General features: G+C 35.1%; 20 protein-coding genes and 2 tRNA genes. All 22 read left to right on the forward strand.

The genetic code is table 11. The annotated features are described in order from the left end of the window. The first annotated feature begins 177 nt into the window (after window positions 1-177). Window positions 178-1,002, forward strand: coding sequence for a sugar phosphate isomerase/epimerase family protein (locus DWZ69_RS01085; RefSeq protein WP_243081022.1), 825 nt, complete (start codon window positions 178-180; stop codon window positions 1,000-1,002). Between the two features lie 25 nt (window positions 1,003-1,027). Further along, on the forward strand, window positions 1,028-2,062 hold the full coding sequence (locus DWZ69_RS01090) for an SIS domain-containing protein (RefSeq protein WP_243081023.1): 1,035 nt from the start codon (window positions 1,028-1,030) through the stop codon (window positions 2,060-2,062). Between the two features lie 379 nt (window positions 2,063-2,441). Next, entirely contained in the window at window positions 2,442-3,482 is a 1,041-nt protein-coding gene (locus DWZ69_RS01095; RefSeq protein ID WP_118435711.1) for an SIS domain-containing protein, read from the forward strand. A 142-nt stretch (window positions 3,483-3,624) separates the two neighbouring features. Continuing rightward, window positions 3,625-4,095: a PTS sugar transporter subunit IIB gene (locus DWZ69_RS01100; protein ID WP_118435713.1), complete on the forward strand. Its 471-nt coding sequence runs from the start codon at window positions 3,625-3,627 to the stop codon at window positions 4,093-4,095. 44 nt (window positions 4,096-4,139) lie between these two features. Continuing rightward, window positions 4,140-4,922, forward strand: a complete 783-nt coding sequence (locus tag DWZ69_RS01105) for a PTS sugar transporter subunit IIC (protein ID WP_118435715.1) — start codon at window positions 4,140-4,142, stop codon at window positions 4,920-4,922. After that, window positions 4,909-5,739 (forward strand): PTS system mannose/fructose/sorbose family transporter subunit IID, encoded by an 831-nt coding sequence (locus tag DWZ69_RS01110; protein ID WP_118435717.1) that lies wholly within the window; start codon window positions 4,909-4,911, stop codon window positions 5,737-5,739. The genes DWZ69_RS01105 and DWZ69_RS01110 overlap by 14 nt, the downstream gene beginning before the upstream one ends. 130 nt (window positions 5,740-5,869) lie before the next feature. Then, window positions 5,870-6,286 (forward strand): hypothetical protein, encoded by a 417-nt coding sequence (locus DWZ69_RS01115; protein WP_118435719.1) that lies wholly within the window; start codon window positions 5,870-5,872, stop codon window positions 6,284-6,286. A 135-nt stretch (window positions 6,287-6,421) separates the two neighbouring features. After that, a complete protein-coding gene (locus tag DWZ69_RS01120; RefSeq protein ID WP_118435721.1) occupies window positions 6,422-7,153 on the forward strand; it encodes a GntR family transcriptional regulator in 732 nt (243 codons plus the stop codon). Between the two features lie 9 nt (window positions 7,154-7,162). After that, on the forward strand, window positions 7,163-7,903 hold the full coding sequence (locus DWZ69_RS01125) for a GntR family transcriptional regulator (RefSeq protein ID WP_118435723.1): 741 nt from the start codon (window positions 7,163-7,165) through the stop codon (window positions 7,901-7,903). Window positions 7,904-8,120: 217 nt separating this feature from the next. Then, window positions 8,121-8,202 (forward strand) — tRNA-Tyr (locus DWZ69_RS01130). 31 nt (window positions 8,203-8,233) lie between these two features. Beyond that, window positions 8,234-8,317 (forward strand) — tRNA-Leu (locus DWZ69_RS01135). Between the two features lie 234 nt (window positions 8,318-8,551). After that, the gene (gene rpiB, locus DWZ69_RS01140; protein ID WP_117999369.1) at window positions 8,552-9,007 is read left to right on the forward strand and encodes a ribose 5-phosphate isomerase B; all 456 of its coding nucleotides are present in this window, start codon (window positions 8,552-8,554) and stop codon (window positions 9,005-9,007) included. Between the two features lie 112 nt (window positions 9,008-9,119). Then, entirely contained in the window at window positions 9,120-10,241 is a 1,122-nt protein-coding gene (locus tag DWZ69_RS01145; protein ID WP_118435725.1) for a hypothetical protein, read from the forward strand. Between the two features lie 198 nt (window positions 10,242-10,439). Continuing rightward, window positions 10,440-12,020, forward strand: coding sequence for a sodium:solute symporter (locus tag DWZ69_RS01150; protein ID WP_199640854.1), 1,581 nt, complete (start codon window positions 10,440-10,442; stop codon window positions 12,018-12,020). Window positions 12,021-12,400: 380 nt separating this feature from the next. Beyond that, window positions 12,401-13,453, forward strand: coding sequence for a beta-ketoacyl-ACP synthase III (locus DWZ69_RS01155; RefSeq protein WP_118435728.1), 1,053 nt, complete (start codon window positions 12,401-12,403; stop codon window positions 13,451-13,453). Between the two features lie 180 nt (window positions 13,454-13,633). Continuing rightward, window positions 13,634-13,858 carry an acyl carrier protein gene (locus tag DWZ69_RS01160; protein ID WP_022165175.1) on the forward strand — a complete coding sequence of 75 codons (225 nt, stop codon included), beginning with the start codon at window positions 13,634-13,636 and terminating at the stop codon, window positions 13,856-13,858. A 24-nt stretch (window positions 13,859-13,882) separates the two neighbouring features. After that, window positions 13,883-14,821 (forward strand): enoyl-[acyl-carrier-protein] reductase FabK, encoded by a 939-nt coding sequence (gene fabK, locus DWZ69_RS01165; RefSeq protein WP_117999373.1) that lies wholly within the window; start codon window positions 13,883-13,885, stop codon window positions 14,819-14,821. 103 nt (window positions 14,822-14,924) lie between these two features. After that, a complete protein-coding gene (fabD, locus tag DWZ69_RS01170; protein ID WP_118435730.1) occupies window positions 14,925-15,839 on the forward strand; it encodes an ACP S-malonyltransferase in 915 nt (304 codons plus the stop codon). Between the two features lie 349 nt (window positions 15,840-16,188). Next, the gene (gene fabG / locus DWZ69_RS01175) at window positions 16,189-16,926 is read left to right on the forward strand and encodes a 3-oxoacyl-[acyl-carrier-protein] reductase (RefSeq protein WP_117999433.1); all 738 of its coding nucleotides are present in this window, start codon (window positions 16,189-16,191) and stop codon (window positions 16,924-16,926) included. Between the two features lie 11 nt (window positions 16,927-16,937). Continuing rightward, window positions 16,938-18,173 (forward strand): beta-ketoacyl-ACP synthase II, encoded by a 1,236-nt coding sequence (gene fabF / locus DWZ69_RS01180; protein WP_118435732.1) that lies wholly within the window; start codon window positions 16,938-16,940, stop codon window positions 18,171-18,173. 10 nt (window positions 18,174-18,183) lie between these two features. Then, on the forward strand, window positions 18,184-18,675 hold the full coding sequence (gene accB / locus DWZ69_RS01185) for an acetyl-CoA carboxylase biotin carboxyl carrier protein (RefSeq protein WP_022165169.1): 492 nt from the start codon (window positions 18,184-18,186) through the stop codon (window positions 18,673-18,675). A 36-nt stretch (window positions 18,676-18,711) separates the two neighbouring features. Then, window positions 18,712-19,134 carry a 3-hydroxyacyl-ACP dehydratase FabZ gene (fabZ, locus tag DWZ69_RS01190; RefSeq protein WP_022165168.1) on the forward strand — a complete coding sequence of 141 codons (423 nt, stop codon included), beginning with the start codon at window positions 18,712-18,714 and terminating at the stop codon, window positions 19,132-19,134. Window positions 19,135-19,259 lie beyond the last annotated feature (125 nt).

The following is a 19,259-nucleotide window of genomic DNA, read 5'->3' on the forward strand; positions in this document are numbered from 1 at the left end:
CTTGCATTATACAAAACTAACTGGTATATTAAAAATAACAAGTGGATTATAAGAAGAACCAAAAAATAAAAAACAATAATTAGTGTTATGACTAATTTTATAAGAAAGCATACATCCAGTGGGCAGGGAAAAATTAATTCTCTGCCTTAGAGGAAAGATGAAAGGAGGCGACATATATTGAGGTTAAGTGCAATGAATTGTCACCATAGATTTTATGAACTGAAAGACTTCTTTGCAGCATCAAAAGAGAACGGATATGAGAATGTTGAAATTTGGACAGGACCACAACATTTTTTTATGGACCATAATGGTTATGAAAATGTTGATAAACTTCTTAGACTGGAAGAAAAATACAATATCAAAATTATTGGCATATGTCCTGAACAAACTAATCCGAAACCTAATAACATGGCTGCCAAAGATAGGGAAATGCAGAAACGTGTTTTAGCATACTTTAAGAATGCTGTAGATGTTGCTTGCAAAGTTGAAGCAAATCAGGTTGTTGTAACAAGTGGCTGGGGATTTTTAAACGAACAAAGAGAAGAGGTTTATAAACGAAGTGTTCAAATGTTACGAAAGGTAAGTGATTATGCTTTTGAAAAGAATATGACATTGGCTATTGAAGCTTTACAGCCGGATGAGTCAATGTTAGTACACACAGCAGAAGAGATGAAACAATTAATTGATGATGTAGATTCACCGGCATTGAAAGTTTGTATTGACACAGGGGCAATGGTTAGAGCAAAGGATACAATAGATGATTATTTCAAAATATTTGGTGATAGGATAGTTCACGCTCACTTTGTAGATGTAGATGAAGATCATTTTACAACTCATTTAGCGTGGGGCGATGGAACAAGAAACATGAAAGAGGAGCTGGAGGCTTTTAGACGGAACGGCTACAAAGGAATTTTATCTGTGGAATGTGTTAATGGAAGATACTTTGAAAATCCAAAAGTAGCAGATAAACAATCAATGAAAAATTTTTTAAAATTTAAATAATCAAGAAACACAGGAGGAAAGAAAAATGGGAATTGATGTAGAAAACATTTCTTTGCCAAAGTTTGAAAAGGAAAAGTATTTAGAACATGGCAAAAAAACTTATGAAATGAGAGAAGAAGTTGAAAAAATTGCAGATGAGGTATTTGCAAAGGGAGCGAAGAATATTGTTTTAATTGGAATTGGTGGAACAGAATTTGAAATGATGGCAATTAACTATATTCTAAAAAAATATAGCACAATTGATACTTCATTATACAATGCGGCTGATGCCAATACACTTCATCCTAGAAAAATTACAAAAGATACATTAGTTATTACAGCCAGTGCCAGCGGAGATACAAAGGAAATTATCGAAGCAACACACTGGATTAAAGAAACAGGTGCTTATGTTGTTGCTTTTACTAAGAAGGAAGGAAAGTTGGGAAAATTAGTAGATGTTGCAATTGAATCACCGGGAGAAAGATTAGACCAGTCTTATCTGTTGTTCAATTTCTTTATTTTAAAATATTTGAACAACAGAGGGGAATTTCCTGAATATACAAAATTTGCAGACCAGATGAAGGATATCTTTATTAAAATGTTACCTTCAAAGGTGGCTTTTGATCCAACAGCAGAAAAGCTGGCAAAAGAATACTGCAAGGCACCTTATACCATTTTCACAGGAAGTGGAGCTGCATGGGGCGAGACAATGATGTTTGCAATGTGTATTTTGGAAGAGATGCAATGGGTAAGAACAAGACCTGTAACATCAGCACAATTTTTCCATGGAACATTGGAATTAGTTGAAAAAGGAATCCCTGTAGTTATTGTAAAGGGCGAAGATGAATATCGCGTGCAGGATGAGAGAGTGGAGAATTTCTGCAAGTTAATTGGCCATGAAGATGTTATTGTGGTTGATTTGGCTTCATTTGAAGTAGAAGGTGTGGATAAGGAATTCAGACCATTAATTAGCCCAATGCTATTAACAGGTTTATTAACAAATAGAGCAGCTAGTTACTACGAAACATATACAAAACATAACTTGGACTATCGTCGTTATTATCGTCAGTTTGATTATTAGAAAAGGGTTTGCCAAAGCAAAACTCCCCCTTTTAAATATTTATTACCTTTGTCGCGTCTGGGATACACACCAGACGCGATTTTAAGAAAAAGTAATAATGTTAACAAATTGGGGATAGCCGGGATTGTCAGGCACAGGTGGTATAGCGTTTGTCACTACAATTTGTTGAATGTGCATAAAAAAGTTTTAAAAATATAAAAAAGTGCTTGCAATATAACTACATAACTGGTATATTAAAAATAACAAGTGGATTGCAAAAAGAACCGAATAGCACGAACGGGTTTTTTTACAAAAGTTAATTACATAAGAGAAACTAAAGTAAGTAAACAAAAGTCAAAAATTAAAAAGTAAATTAAATTTACAGAAAGAGGTGTAGAAAATGGATAAGTCATTAGAAAAAGTAGTGTTACCAAAGTTTGATAAAGAGAAATACTTCAAAGATGCTGAAGCAGTATTGGCTCAGAGAAAAACAGTAGAAGAAGTTGCAGACAAAGTTTGTGAAGAAGGGTTCAGCAACATTGTTTTACTTGGAATTGGTGGAACAGAATTTGAGTTAGGACCAATTGAATACCAGATTAAGAAGTATAGCAATATTGATGTTGAATTAGTGAATGCAGCCGATGCTAACACAGTTCACCCTAAGAAAATTACAAAGGACACATTAGTAATTACAGCAAGTGCCAGCGGTGATACAGTTGAAATTGTAGAAGCAGCAAAATGGATTGTGGAAATAGGAGCACATGTAGTTGCTTTTACTAAGAAAGAAAAGCCATTAGGTCAGATAGTACAGACAGTTATTGAAGCTGAAGTAACAACAGGTGGATGCGAATTCTCATATGTATTATTCGATTTATTAGCATTTAGAATTTTACATAATAAAGGAACTTTCCCTAAATATGAACAGTTCGCAAAAGGAATGGATGGTATATTCCAGAACTTATACGACATTAGAGTTCAATTTGATGACAGAGCTGAAAAGATTGCAAAAGCATATTACAATGCACCATATTCAATATTCACAGGAAGTGGTGCAGCATGGGGCGAAACAATATTGTTTGCAATGTGCATTTTAGAAGAAATGCAGTGGGTGAGAACAAGACCTGTAACATCAGCACAGTTCTTCCACGGAACATTAGAACTTGTTGAAGAAGGCGTACCTGTATTTGTTATCAAAGGTGAAGATGAATTTAGAAATCAGGATACAAGAGTTGAAAAATTCTTAAAGCAAATTGAACACAAAGAAACAGTTGTAATTGATACAGCAGAATTTGCTTTAGATGGAGTAGATAAAGAATTCAGACCAATATTCACTCCAATGATTGTAACAGCGTTGCTTACAGACAGAGTGGCAAGTTACTACGAAACATACACAAAACATAACTTACAGTACAGACGTTACTACCGTCAGTTTAAATACTAAGAGTTAGGATTTTCAGTTGTAAAACTCTAAAACATATTTGTGGGGCTAACATAAAAGCAGCAAAAATGTTAGCCTCTGCAAAATAAAAGGCTAGGTATTTTGTAAATACCTAAAAAGGTAAGAATGGAAGGGAGAGGTTCTTATGATTAAATTAGTAAGAGTAGATCATAGATTATTACATGGACAGGTTGCTTTTAGCTGGACAAACGGTGTTGGAGCTGATTGCATTTTAGTTGCAAGTGATATGGTTGTAAATGATGAAGTTTGGAAGACAACTCTTCGTTTAGGAAAACCAAGTGGTGTAAAACTTGTAATGAAAAACATGGAAGATTCAATTAAGGCTATTAACAGTGGGGTTACTGACAAATACAAATTAATTATTGTAGTTCAGACGATAAAGGAAGCAAAGCAGTTAGTTGACGGTTGCCCACAGATTAAGAGTATTAATTTAGGAAATACAAAAGAAAGTAAAACAACAACTCAGGTAAGTAAACAGGTTTTCCTTGAACCGGAAGAGAAAGAAATTCTAAAAGAACTGGTAGACAAAGGTGTTGAATGTGAAATTAGAGCTTTAGCTGATGATTCAAAGATAAACGTGGCGAAATATTTATAGAACAACATTTTAAGTAAAATAAATAAGAAACGGAGGAACTCATTATGTTGGTAAAAGCAATTTTAATTGGTTTGGTGTCAGCGTGGGGTGTACTTGATTACCAGTTTGGTACACTTTACACATTCAGACCTCTCGTTCTCAGTGTAATCGTAGGTGCGATTTTAGGCGATGTACATCAGGGAATTATCATTGGAGCCAATCTTGAATTATTATTCATGGGCGCAATTTCAGTAGGCGCATACATTCCACCGGATGTAAACGTAGGTGGCGTTTTAGCAACAGCGTTTGCCATATCCATGGGAAAAAGCGTAGAAGCAGCAGTAGCACTTGCTATGCCAATTGCAACTTTAGCATTAGGTATTAGTAATATTATTGCAGCAGTAACACCAGTATTCTTAAAGATCGCAGACAAGGGTGCTGAAGAAGGAAATTATAAAAAGGTAGTATTTACACACTGGTTAATGGGTACTATCGGTGTAGTTGAAAAATTCTTATTAGTAACATTTGCTTTCTATTTAGGAGCAGATAAGGTTCAGAGCTTATTAGATTTCATTCCACAGTTTATTTTAGACGGAATGGGAGTTGCAGCAGGCATGTTACCTGCAATGGGATTTGCAATGCTCTTAAGAATGATTGTAAGCAAGAGACTTATTCCTTACTTTGTATTAGGTTTTGTACTTATTAGTTACGCAAATATACCTGTACTTGGTATTGCTTTGATAGCACTTATTATAGTAGCAATTAAGTTCGGTTTCCTTGAGGATAAACCAATGATGGCTACAGCAGAAGGAAATGCACAGGAGGTGGATGACGATGAAGACTTCTAACGAAAACGAAAGATTAATTACAAGAAAAGATATGATCAAAATGTCATGCAGCGCTGGTGCATTAGGAATGGAATATTCCTGGAACTACCCAAGACAGATGCATTTAGCTTTCTGTATGATGATTAACAATTGTTTAAAGAAAATTTATAAAGATGATCCTGAAGGTTATGCAGCAGCATTAACAAGACATGTAGGATTCTTTAATGTTACTCCACAGTTTGCACCTTTCGTTGGCGGTGTTGCAGTATCAATGGAAGAACGTGTAGCAAAGGGAGAAATTGATGGCTCGGCAGTAGATTCAGTAAAATCAGCATTAATGGGACCTTTATCAGGTATTGGTGATTCAATCTTTTTAGGATGCATCAGAGTTATTGCAGTAGCAGTTGGCGTATCACTTGCAAAGCAGGGAAATATTTTAGGACCAATCCTTTACTTCCTTATTTATAATATACCGGCATTTGCACTTCGTATTTTAGGTGCAATTAAAGGTTATGAATGGGGATTCCAGTTCTTAGCAAAAGCTGAGAAAAGTGGTTTAATGGACAAGATTATGTATGCAGCAGGCATTGTTGGTATTATGGTAATAGGTGCCATGAGTAAAGATATGTTCTATGCAACCATACCACTGAAGATAGGTACAGGAAAAACTGCTACAACCATTCAGGAAATTTTAGATGGCATTATGCCCGGTATGTTAGGACTTGGAGCTACTTTACTGTATTACTGGTTGTTGAAGAAAAAGGTAAGTCCAATGATTCTTATAATTGTTACAATGATAATTGGTATTATCGGTGTATATTTTGGATTCTTAGGATAATGGCATATAATAGAAGTAGATTAAAAATAAAATATGGAAATTAGTCCATACATAAAAATAGCTGCTATACTTAAAGGTGTAGCAGCTATATTAATAAATCAAGATTATAGTTTGAGCGGAGGAATTAACAATGAGAAAATATATTATTGCAACACATGGTCACATGGCATATGGAATAGGAACAACATTATCAATGATAGTTGGAGAACCGGAGAATTTAACCATTATTAATGCATATACAGAAGAATGTGGAGATCCCACACCTGAATTTAAAAAGGTGATTGATGAAAATCCTGATGATGATATTGTAATCATGACAGATGTTTTTGGTGGAAGTGTAAATAATAACGCAATGGCATTAACATCTAATAAAAGAGTACATGTTGTTACAGGTGCTAATTTGGCATTGGTTATTTCAATTGTAATGTCTGATCAAAATACGCCAACACCAGATGTAATAAAACATGCAATTGTTGGAGCAAGGGACATGATGATTTATTGTAATGAAATGATGGAAAATTGCGACGAGGAAGATGAAAACTTTTAAATAGAAAAGACAATTTAGTGTTTTTTATACAAAATATATCTGCGCCAATTATTTTACTCCCCCCATTGTAAGGCGCTTTTCTTGAAAAAAGAAAAATAAAAATGTATAATATACATTATTAGATGCGAGGTGGATATGAAGTTATTAAATAAAGATGAGTTAATAGCCAATGAACTAAAACTTTACTTCATAAAGAACAACATTAAAGAAGGAGAAAAGTTTCCTTCGGAACGTGAGATTGCAGAAAAGTACGGAGCACAAAGAGCAACTGTAAGATCGGCATATAAGATATTAGAAGAAGAAGGAATTGTGGAAATTCGTGAAAGAAGCGAAAGATATATGAGTCATCCACGAATTGTAACAAACCTTAATGAAATCAAGTCTTTTAAAGAAAAAGTTAGTGATATTGGCAGCAAAGTAGAAAATCAATTATTATCATTTGAATTAATAGAAATTGATAAAGATTTATACAAAAAAATCAAGCTACCTATTGGAACGGAAGTATATAAAATAACAAGGGTCAGAAAAGTTGAAAGTGAAGAAGGCATTATTCCAATTGCCATTGAATATTCGTATGTTCCTGAAAGTATAGCACCAAAGCTAATTAGACAGGATTTGGAGAAAGGTTCACTATTTCAGATATTAAGAGATATATATGAGATTGTACCGGTGAAGGAGGAACAGCTTATTGAAATTGTTTATGCCAATGATTTTGAATCAAAGATACTTAAATTAGATAAAATGACAGCAGTGGCAAAGAAAACCGGTATTAGTTATGACAAAGATGGAAATGTTATTCAATATTTACATGCCATTATGAACAAAGAATGGGTAGAATTTAGAAAAGAAATTAGTTCAGAAGAATAGAGGTTGCCTATGGATTACAGAATGCCTATCTATATCCAACTACAGGATATCATTGTAAAAAAAATAGAAGAAAAAAAATATTTGCCAGGTGAAGCTATTCCAAGTGAAAGAAAAATGGCTGAAATGTACGGAGTAAACAGAATGACAGTGAAGCGTGCTGTTAGTAAGCTTGTCGAGAAAGGCTATTTGGAGAGAAAGCCGGGATCAGGTACTTATGTTGCAAATAGAGATAATAAAAAGATTGATTTTAATTATGAAGATGGTGCAAAGAACTCAGGTATTACTGCAGTTTTGCGTAACCAGGGAACTACAATATCAAATAAAGTTCTTGGCATAGGAGAATTGGACAATTGCGAATTTATGAATTACAAATTAAATCTTGAAAGAGGCGAGGTAATATGGGGAGTTCACAGAATACGATATGTTGGTGATATTCCTTTCGCTGTGGAGTTTGCATATGTACCTAAGAAGTATTTTCCGGACATTGATAACTTTGATTTTGAGAAAGTTTCGCTCTATGATTATATGGAAACAAAAGATCATTTACCTGTGCATTTTTCACAGAGTTGTATAATTTGTGATGCTAATAGTAATATTGCAGAGTTACTGGGAGTTGAAAAAGGAACAACAGTATTTAAATTTGAATATATAGGTGCAGATAAGGATTATAATTTGGTTGAATATACGGATACTTATATGAATCCAACATACGCCCAGTTCAGATTTAATACTGACGTAACAGAAGATTAGGATTAAACAAATTAAAAGGAATTTTTGGGTATATAAAAAAATAATTGCACTTTTGCTCTATTTATGGTATAAATGTATATTGTTGAGGAAAGTAGTTCGCAAACGTTGTTTGCTCACTGTCATTTACTTCGTAAATGACTTTCATTTTTTATATAATCTCTCACATGCAAGCATGCAGAGCTTACATAAAAAACAAAAGCGCTTTCTAAGTTATTATGGGCAGATTCCCGAGTGGCCAAAGGGGGCAGACTGTAAATCTGTTGGCACCGCCTTCGAAGGTTCGAATCCTTCTCTGCCCAGTCTATAATTAGCTTTTAGCTGGTTATGAATGCCGGTGTGGCGGAACTGGCAGACGCGCAGGACTTAAAATCCTGTTGTGGCAACACAGTACCGGTTCGATTCCGGTCACCGGCATGTTTAAGTTTTTCAAAGCTTTGGGCGTACCTGATTTTTTTGGGTATGTCTTTTTTTATGTAATAAGAAAGTTTTCCATAATTTCATATTACATAAAAAATTCAGTTAGGAATGTGGTAGAAATACCTTATTTATTATACAAATGTAAAAGTTTGACATGAACTTTTATATTAGGTAGAATAAAAAAGTTAGGGATAACAGATTGTTAATAATAAGAAATGTGAGGAATTTACAATGAAAATAGGTTTTGGTTGTGATCATGCAGCAATTGATTTAAAAAATGAATTAGTTGAATATATGAAAGAAAAAGGATATGAATGTGTAGATTATGGAACGGGTTATGATGAAAACGGTGAAATAATCAAATGTGATTATCCTGCAAAGGGTGAAGAAGTAGGTCGTGCAGTAGTAAACGGAGATGTTGATTATGGTGTACTTATGTGCGGAACAGGAATTGGTATTTCTATAGCAGCTAATAAGGTTCCTGGTGTTATTGCGGCAGTTTGCAGCGAACCATATTCTGCAAAGCTTACAAAACAGCATAACAACGCCAACATCATTGCATTTGGTGCAAGAGTTGTAGGTGTTGAACTTGCAAAGATGATTCTTGATGAATTCTTTGGAGCTGAATTTGAAGGTGGAAGACATCAGAGAAGAGTCGATATGATTAGAGAAATCGAAAAAAGATAACAAGTTTAGGTGAAAGAATATAATTTTCTAATTATAAAAGGAAAGCTAAAATAGTTTGATGGCAGACTATTGGTTAGTAGAATGATATAAATGAAAAAACATAGGATAAATAATGGTAACAATAAAGGAAGTTAAAACCAGAAAAGATTTAAGAACTTTTGCTGGTTTCAATGAAAAAATGTATAGAGATGTGCCACAGGCAATGCCTGATTTGATTTCAGACGAAATGGCGAATTTTAATCCTAAGAAAAATCCGGCATTTGAGTATGCTGAATCAAGACAGTGGTTGGCATACAAAGATGGAGAGTGTGTAGGAAGAATCGGTGCCATAATCAGTCATAAGGCAAATGCAAAATGGGATAGAAAAAGAATAAGATTTACAAGAGTGGATTTTATTGACGACTACGAAGTTTCAGAAGCTTTATTTAAGACTGTTGAAAATTGGGGCAGGGAAAAGGGACTTAAAGCAGTTCATGGACCAATGGGATTTTGCGATTTGGACCAGGAAGGAATGCTTATTGAAGGTTTCGAATATGATGGTATATTCATAACGATTAATAATGCACCTTATTATAAGGAACATATGGAACGCCTTGGGTATGTAAAATCTGTGGAGTGGATTGAAAACAGAATAGATATACCAGATGAGATACCACCTGTTTTTGACAAAATGTGTGAGAGAGTTTTAAAAGACAATAAACTCAAAATTGTAAAAGTTAAGAACAGATTGCAGCTAAGAAAATACATAAAATATATATTTGATGTTGTAAATGATACTGCAAAGATACTATATGGTGAAGTGGATTTATCTGAGGCACAGATTAAAAAGTATGTTCATCAGTTCATATTAATGGTTAATGTTAGATTTATTTCATTACTTGTAAATGAAAAAGATGAGATGGTTGCTATTGGAGTAACTGTTCCTTCAATGGGCAAGGCTTCAAAAAAATCTCATGGAAGATTGTTTCCTTTTGGATGGGCAAGACTGCTTTATGCACCATATTCTAAACCTGACACATTGGAACTTTATTTAGTTGGTGTAAGAGATCAGTATAAGAAGAAAGGCTTACCGTTAGTTTTAATTACGGAAATTCTAAAAGCAGCCATTGAAGATGGAATGAAATATGCTGAGACAGGACCAATGCTTGAAGATAATATTAAGGTTCAGTCTATGTGGAAAAGATTTAATAAGATTCAGCATAGAAGACGTAGATGCTGGATAAAAGAAATATAAAAAAGTGGGCTGTGGATGTGCTCTGCCATGAAGATAGGAGCAGGAAAAGGAAACAGTTGATAGTTAACAGGTGCTTTGTTATTTACAAAGCATCTTTTTTTTTATATAATCACTTTAGTAATTTAAAGCGTAACGGTTTAAAGTTTAACGCTTTAAAGACACGGAATATATTTTAATAATTTTAATGGAGGGAACATTATGACAGTAGTATTATGTTCAATTATGCTAGTTGTATTTTTTGCTGTAATGATCTTTGTAGGTTTTTACACCAGAAAACATGCAACAGACGTTACAGGATTTGTTCTGGGAGGTCGTTCAGTAGGCCCTTGGCTTACTGCCTTTGCTTTTGGAACATCTTATTTTTCTGCAGTTATCTTCGTAGGATATGCAGGACAGTTTGGATGGAATTTCGGACTTGCATCAACTTGGGCAGGTTTAGGAAATGCATTCATTGGTTCTTTACTTGCATGGAATGTGTTAGGTAGAAGAACAAGGGTTATGACACAGCACGTTGATGCAAAGACTATGCCGGACTTTTTTGGAAAAAGATTTAATTCAACACCTTTAAAAGTTGCTGCATCAGTTATTGTATTTATTTTCTTAATTCCGTACACAGCATCACTTTACAATGGACTTTCAAGTTTATTTGGTTTAGTGTTTGACATTCCATATTGGGTAGTTATTGCGGTAATGGCAGTGCTTACAGGATTCTATGTAATTTTTGGTGGTTACATGGCAACAGCTATTAATGATTTTATTCAGGGAATCATTATGTTATTTGGAATTTGTGCTATTATTGGTGCGGTTTTAATGGACAACGGTGGTCTTTTACAGGCAACAAAGAGCCTTGCAAAAGTTACAGGAGATGCAGGTTGGGAAGGCGCTTACACAGCATTTTTAGGACCTGATCCTTTAGCATTATTATTTGTGGTTATTTTAACATCACTTGGTACATGGGGACTTCCACAGATGGTTGGAAAATTCTATGCTATCAAAAGTGAAAAAGACATACATAAGGGAACAGTTATTTCAACAGTATTTGCAATTATTGTAGCAGGAGGCTGTTATTTCTTAGGCGGATTCGGCAGATTATATAGCGATAAAATTGCAATTAATGAGGCAACAGGTAAGCCTTTATTTGACACAATAATTCCAACAATGTTATCAACACTTCCTGCAATAGTGGTTGCAGTAGTAATTGTTTTGGTTTTATCAGCTTCAATGTCAACACTTTCTTCATTAGTTTTAACTTCAAGTTCAACATTTACATTGGATGTAATTAAGCCGGCATCAAAGAAGGAAATGTCAGATAAGAAACAGGTAACAATAATGCGTTTATTTATTGTTTTCTTTATACTTGTTTCAGCAATAATTGCCATTTTCAAGGATGCACATCCTGAAGTGACATTTATAGCACAGATGATGGGTGTTTCATGGGGAGCTTTAGCGGGAGCATTCCTTGCACCCTTTTTGTATGGACTATACTGGAAGGGCGTTACAAAAGCAGCGACAATTGTATGTTTCATCTGGGGTTGCGGAATTGCTGTTGTACAGCTTGTAATTACACTTGCGGGAATTGATACAACAGGTTGGGGAACAGTTCTTTCATATGTATTTAAGTCTTCAATCAACTCAGGTGTAGTTGCCATGGTTGGTGGCTTGATTATTGTACCGATTATTAGTTTATTTTCAAAGAAGCAGGACCAGAAAGAGTTAGACGATTTATTTGAATGTTATGAAGAAAAAACAGAAGCAGTAGCAAAGGAACATTTAAAATAAAGGCTTCTGGAGTGTAAAATGTAGAACACTCTAAGGGCAAATAAAATTGCTACTCAAATATAAAATTTAATAGACAAATCAGAAAATAGATGTCCGATAATGAACAAAAACAAGAGGAAATGTTCATTACAGGACATCTTTTTTTCATGTTGTTTAGCTTTGCCAAATTCTATTGACCACTAATTTTTAGGTGGCTATACTGTAGGCGTTCTAAGACAAAAGAAAATATTTGTCGTAAAAATAAAATGTTGGAGTATAGAAAAGACAAATAGTTTATTAAAAAAAGAATGAGTAAAAATGAGTAAAGTAGAGAAAGCTTAAATAAATCGTAACAGGGAAGGAGTACAAAAAATGTTAATAACATTTTCTGTAAGGATAATATGTTTGGAAAAATAATTGGAACAGGTTCATATGTTCCTGAAAATATAGTTACAAACAATGATTTAACAAAAATTGTTGAAACAAGTGACAGTTGGATTGAGGAAAGAACCGGCGTTAAGCAAAGACACCTTATGAAAAATGAAACTACTGCTACTATGGCAACTGAGGCAGCAAAAAGAGCAGTGGAAAATGCAGGAATTAAGCCAGAAAAAATTGATGTTATTGTGGTTTCTACAGTATCTTCCAATTTGATTCTTCCAAATACAGCCTGCTTTGTTCAGGAACAAATTGGAGCCATAAATGCTTTTTGTTTTGACATTAACACAGCCTGTACCGGTTTTATGATGGCATACAATACTGTCCAAAGTTATATTAATTCAGGTTTAGTGAAGACAGCGTTAATTATTGGAGCAGAGGGCTTGTCAAGAATTGTTGATTGGAGTGACAGAGGAACCTGTATTCTTTTTGGAGACGGGGCAGGAGCTGCAATTGTTAAGGCAAGCGAGGCTGCAGTTTTTGAAACTGTTATGAAATCTGATGGTAGAAAAGGTTCAGCACTTACATGTTATAACGGGTTTGCAGCAAGACCAAGAAAAATTTTTACAGAAGAAAAACAGGAAATTTCAGATATATATGAAAAAATGAATGGTCAGGAAAATTCAGATACATATAAAAAAATAGATGGTCAGGAAAGCTTAGACACTTTTGTAAAGATGGATGGTCAGGAAATTTTTAGATTTGCCGTAAAAGAAGTTCCAAAATGTATTAATGAATTAATGGAAAAAATGAATATAACAAGTGACGATGTGGATATGTTTGTTTTGCATCAGGCAAATTTAAGAATTTGTCAGGGGATTGCCAAGCGTTTGAAAATCAGTATGGATAAGGTGCCAACAAATGTTTCAGAATATGGCAATACATCATCTGCCTGCATACCAATATTGCTGGATGAGTTGTTTAAGGCAGGCAAACTGAAAAAAGGCGACAGAATTATAATGTCAGGTTTTGGTGCAGGAGTAACCCTTGCTGCAACATATTTGGAAATTTGTTAATGGCAGTTGTAACTAAAACCGTAAAAAATTTTTTATTAGTTATTAACCGGTACAGCCGGATTATATAAAATTGCTTTTGAAAATAAAAAATTATATGGAACTTAAAATAGTAGTTTTTTATAAACAGGTTTTCAATAAGCAAAAAAAAAGCCAATTATAAAAGAATAAGGAGATTAAAAAATGTTTGAAGAAATTAAGGAAATTATTGTTGAAGAATTAGGAGTAGATGAAGACAAGGTTGTGGAAACAGCAACATTTAATGAAGATTTAGGAGCTGACTCATTAGATTTATTTGAACTTGTAATGGCATTTGAAGATAAGTTTGACGTAAAGATTCCTGAAGAAGATTTAGAAAAAATCAAGACTGTTGGAGATGTTGTGAAATATATTCAGGACAATAAATAATAGAAAAGCGTAGGAAATTTCGTTATGAAAACAGAGATAACAGAATTACTAAATATTGAATATCCCATAATTCAGGGTGGTATGGCATGGGTGGCTGACTATCATTTAGCAGCTGCCGTTTCCAATGCCGGCGGACTTGGGCTGATTGGTTCAGGTGGAGCACCTGCATCCTGGGTAAAAGACCAAATTAGGGAAGTAAAAAAATTAACTGATAAACCTTTTGGGGTAAACATTATGTTAATGAACCCGGAGGCAGATGAAATCGCAAAAGTAATTGTAGAAGAAAAAGTACCTGTTGTTACTACAGGAGCAGGAAATCCGGCAAAGTACATTAAAGAATGGAAAGAAGCTGGAGTGAAAGTAATTCCTGTAGTTGCAAGTTGTGCCTTGGCAAAAATGATGGAACGCTGTGGAGCCGATGCAGTAGTTGCAGAGGGAACAGAGGCAGGAGGACATATTGGGGAGATTACAACAATGTCTTTGGTGCCACAGGTTGTTGATGCAGTGAATATACCTGTCATTGCAGCAGGCGGGATCGCTGATGGAAGAGGTTTTGCTGCGGCACTGATGTTGGGAGCTAAGGCAGTTCAAATGGGAACTCATTTTGTTGCCACAAAAGAATGTAACGTTCACGAAAATTATAAGGAAAAAATAATAAAGGCAAAAGACATTGACTCAAAGGTAACAGGTCGCTCAACAGGACATCCTGTACGTGTACTTAGAAATCAAATGAGCAATGAGTACATAAAAAAAGAGCAGGAAGGTGCCACATTGGAAGAGTTAGAACTTTTAACTTTAGGTGGTTTAAGAAAAGCTGTTGTTGAGGGCAACGTAAAAGAAGGAAGTCTAATGGCGGGGCAAATTGCCGGTTTGGTAAAAAAACAATATACCTGCAAGGAACTTATCGAAAAAGTTGTAACCGAAGGACAACAGGTAATAGAAAATAGATTGGCAGAGTTTTAAAGCTGGAATTTTGACGTGAGATTTTAAAAGTAAAATTTAGTATTCATATCTAAAAATCAGTGGAGAAAAATTAGAGTTGTATTTAAAATTTTTGGAGGAGCATATGAGTAAAATCGCATTTGTATATCCGGGACAGGGTGTGCAGACAGTAGGCATGGCACAGGACTTTTATGAAAACAGTGTTTTGTCAAAAGAAGTATTTGACAAGGCAGATCAGGTACTTGATTTTGATATAAAGAAAATCTGTTTTCAGGAAAATCAGGAAATAAATGATACAGAGTACACACAGGCGGCTTTGGTTACTACATATCTTGCAATAACAAAAGAAGTAGAAAGCAGGGGAATTAAACCTGACGTTGCAGCAGGGCTAAGCCTTGGAGAATATGCGGCAATTGCAGTAAGCGGTGGCTTTTCTTACGAAGATGCCATAAAAACGGTAAGACAACGAGGAATTCTTATGAACAGGGCTGTGCCAAAAGGTGAAGGTACAATGGCAGCAATTCTTGGAATGACAGCTGAGCAAATAGATAACATTGTAAACAAGATGGAAAACGTGTCAGTGGCAAATTACAACTGCCCGGGACAAATTGTAATAACCGGAAAAAAAGATGCCGTTGAAAAAGCAATGGAATCATTGAAAGAAGCCGGAGCCAGAAGAACAGTAGAATTAAACGTAAGTGGGCCTTTCCACTCACAATTCCTAAAAGAAGCCGGAAAAAAACTAGGAGAGCAACTTGAAAAAGTACAATTCACACCATTAACAATACCATACGTTACAAACGTAACAGCACAATATGTGGAAGATGTTAATAAAACAAAAGAATTGTTAATAAAACAGGTCTACTCACCGGTTCGATGGGAAGAAAGTGTAAGAAACATGATAGAAAAAGGCGTAGACACATTTATTGAAATAGGTCCCGGAAAAACAATCGCAGGCTTCTTACGCAAAATAGACAGAAATGTAAAATGCATAAACATAAGTCAATATGAAGACTTAAAAAAACTAAATCAAAATTAAAAATTAATAAGATAATTTAACTCTTTTTTTAGAAAAGTAAAAAATATTAAAGAATAAAATCAAGATAATCAAAAATATAGCTTTTCTTCTTTCTGCTTTGCAGATATACATTCACGAAAGCACGTTACACTTAGGATAATGCACGTACAAGCCTTCCCAGTACGTTGCACATAGGTAATAAACATTCTAAGAAAGTGCTCTGAAGCCGTGGGTTCACAAAGGCAGCGAAGTCGGCTTTGTAGAACCGCTACGAGCTGAAGGCAGCGGGAGCGTGCTTTCGTGAATGCATATTGCCTATGTGCATGGGAAAGAGAGTGTAGATTTTGATTATCTGGAACAGAGGTTTTATATGGAAAATAAAGTAGCAATTGTAACAGGAGCTTCAAGAGGCATAGGAGCTGCCATTGCAAAAAAACTAGCTTCACTTGGTGCCACAGTAATTGTAAACTACGCAGGCTCCAGAGAAAAAGCAGAAACAGTAGTAAAAGAAATTGAAAATGCAGGTGGCAAGGCAACAGCCATGCAGTGCGACATTTCAGATTTTAATAAATGCAGTGAATTTACTAATGAAATAAAAGACAGATTTGGTTCCATTGATATTTTAGTAAACAATGCAGGTATTACAAGAGATGGTTTGTGTATGGCGATGAAAGAAGAAGACTTCGACGCTGTAATTAATACTAATTTAAAAGGAACATTTAACTGCATTAAATTTGCTTCAAGAATAATGATGAAACAAAGACATGGAAAAATCATTAACATGACTTCAGTTTCAGGAGTTGCAGGTAATGCCGGGCAGGTTAATTATTCAGCGGCGAAAGCAGGAGTAATTGGAATTACAAAATCAATGGCAAGAGAATTGTCATCAAGAAATATTAATGTAAATGCAATTGCACCGGGATTTATTGAAACAGACATGACTGCAAAATTATCTGACAAGGTAAAAGAGCAGGCAGTTTCACAAATTCCCCTTAACAGATTTGGAAGGCCTGAGGAAGTTGCCGAGTTGGTGGCATTTTTAGCAGGTGAAAAAAGTAATTATATAACAGGACAGGTATTTCACATTGATGGTGGAATGGTAATGTAGCGAGGTGTCATATGAGAAGAGTTGTAGTAACAGGTATGGGTGCAATAACACCAATTGGAAATAGTGTAGATGAATTTTGGCAGGGAATTAAAGCAGGAAAAGTTGGTATTGACGAAATTACCAAATTCGACACAACAGATTATTCTGTAAAATTAGCAGCAGAAGTTAAAGACTTTGTGGCAAAAGAAAGAATGGAATTTAAGGCGGCAAAGAGAATGTCACCATTTTCACAGTATGCTGTGTGTGCAGCAAAGGAGGCACTTGAACAGTCAGGGCTTGATTTGACAAAAGAAGACCCTTACAAAGTGGGAGTAAGTGTTGGCTCAGGTATTGGTGGCATGAAGGATATGGAAGAAGAAAACAAAAAGCTTCTGGAAAGAGGTCCCGGCAGAATTAAACCATTGCTTGTGCCAATGATGATTACAAACATGGCAGCAGGTAACGTGGCAATCGCCTTTGGAGCAAAAGGAAAATGTATTAATGTGGTAACTGCCTGTGCAACAGGAACACATTCAATTGGCGAGGCGTACAGATCAATTCAGTGTGGTGAAGCCGACGTAATGATAGCAGGGGGAACAGAAAGTTCAATTACACCTTTAGGGGTTGCAGGTTTTACAAGTCTTACAGCATTAACAAAAACAACTGACAAAACACAGGCATCAATTCCATTTGATAAGAAACGTAGTGGTTTTGTAATGGGAGAAGGTGCAGGAATAGTTGTTCTTGAAGAACTGGAACATGCCTTAGACAGAGGTGCAAATATTTTGGCGGAAGTGGTAGGTTACGGAGCAACCTGTGATGCTTACCATATTACATCACCTGCTGAAGATGGAAGTGGAGCAGCAAAAGCAATGGAACTTGCCATAAAAGAAGCAGGGGCAAAGCCGGAAGACGTTGATTACATTAACGCTCATGGAACAAGTACACATCACAATGATTTATTTGAAACAAGAGCCATTAAACTTGCACTTAAAGAGGCAGCAAAGAATGTAAAAGTAAATTCAACTAAATCAATGATTGGACATTTGCTAGGTGCAGCAGGTGGTGTTGAATTTATTACATGTGTAAAGAGTATTAACGAAGGTTATATACATGAGACAGTTGGTTTAACAGAGCCGGATGAGGAGTTAGACCTTGATTATGTAATGGGACAGGGCGTTGAAACAAATGTTGATTTTGCACTTAGTAACTCATTAGGTTTTGGTGGACATAACGCAACTTTAGCTGTAAGAAAATATAGCAAGTAAAGGGGAAAAAATGGACATTAAGGATATTAAAATTTTAATAAATGAAGTATCAAATTCTAATTTATACGAATTTAGATATGAAGAAAATGGAGTAAAATTACAACTTTCAAAAGGCACAATTTATGACGAAAAGAAAACGGTTGCCATAACAGATGCAAAAACTACAGCTACTATTTCTCAGGAAAATGTTAATCCTGCTAACAATCAGGAAAATTTGGGAAGCAGTGAGAATAGCGGTAAGCAGTCTGAAATTGAAAAAGAAATAAAAGGAAACATTGTTACATCTCCGTTAGTTGGAACAGTTTATCTGGCACCGGCAGAAGATGAGCCACCTTTTGTTTCAGTGGGTGACAAAGTAAAAAAAGGACAAACACTGGCAATTGTTGAAGCTATGAAACTAATGAATGAAATTGAGTCAAAGTTCGATGGGGTGGTTAAAGAAGTGTTAGTTGACAATGAATCACCTGTGGAATTTGGTCAGGAAATGTTCGTTATAGAATAGAAGAAAAGTTGTAAAAAATTAGAAAGTAGGAAATAAATGTTAAACATAAAACAAATACAGGAAATTATACCTCACAGACATCCTTTTTTATTGATTGATTATATTGAAGATTATGAGCCTGGAGTTTATGCTGTTGGCTACAAATGCGTAACTTACAGGGAAGATTTTTTTAAGGGACATTTTCCGGGGATGCCTGTAATGCCTGGAGTTTTAACAGTAGAGGCATTGGCACAGGTTGGAGCAGTTGCAATTTTAAGTCAGGAAGAAAACAAAGGAAAAACAGCATTCTTTGGTGGAATTAACAAATGTCGCTTTAAAGGAAAAATAGTTCCCGGTGACAAGATTAAGCTTGAAACAAAAATAATCAGACAAAAAGGACCTATGGGAATTGGAGAGGCAAAAGCCTCCGTTAATGGAAAAGTGGTAGTGACAGCAGAACTTACATTTATGGTTGGTTAAAAATTAATAAAAAAACCTATTGCAGTTGAAAAACAGTGACAGGATTTAATGCCAGTTTAAAGCAATATAGAATGTGGGCGGCAAAGAAACCGGCAGTTTTGATGTGGATAGGAAGATTAATTTAA

This window comes from Eubacterium sp. AF34-35BH, from assembly GCF_003477765.1.
GTDB lineage: Bacteria > Bacillota > Clostridia > Lachnospirales > Lachnospiraceae > Eubacterium_G.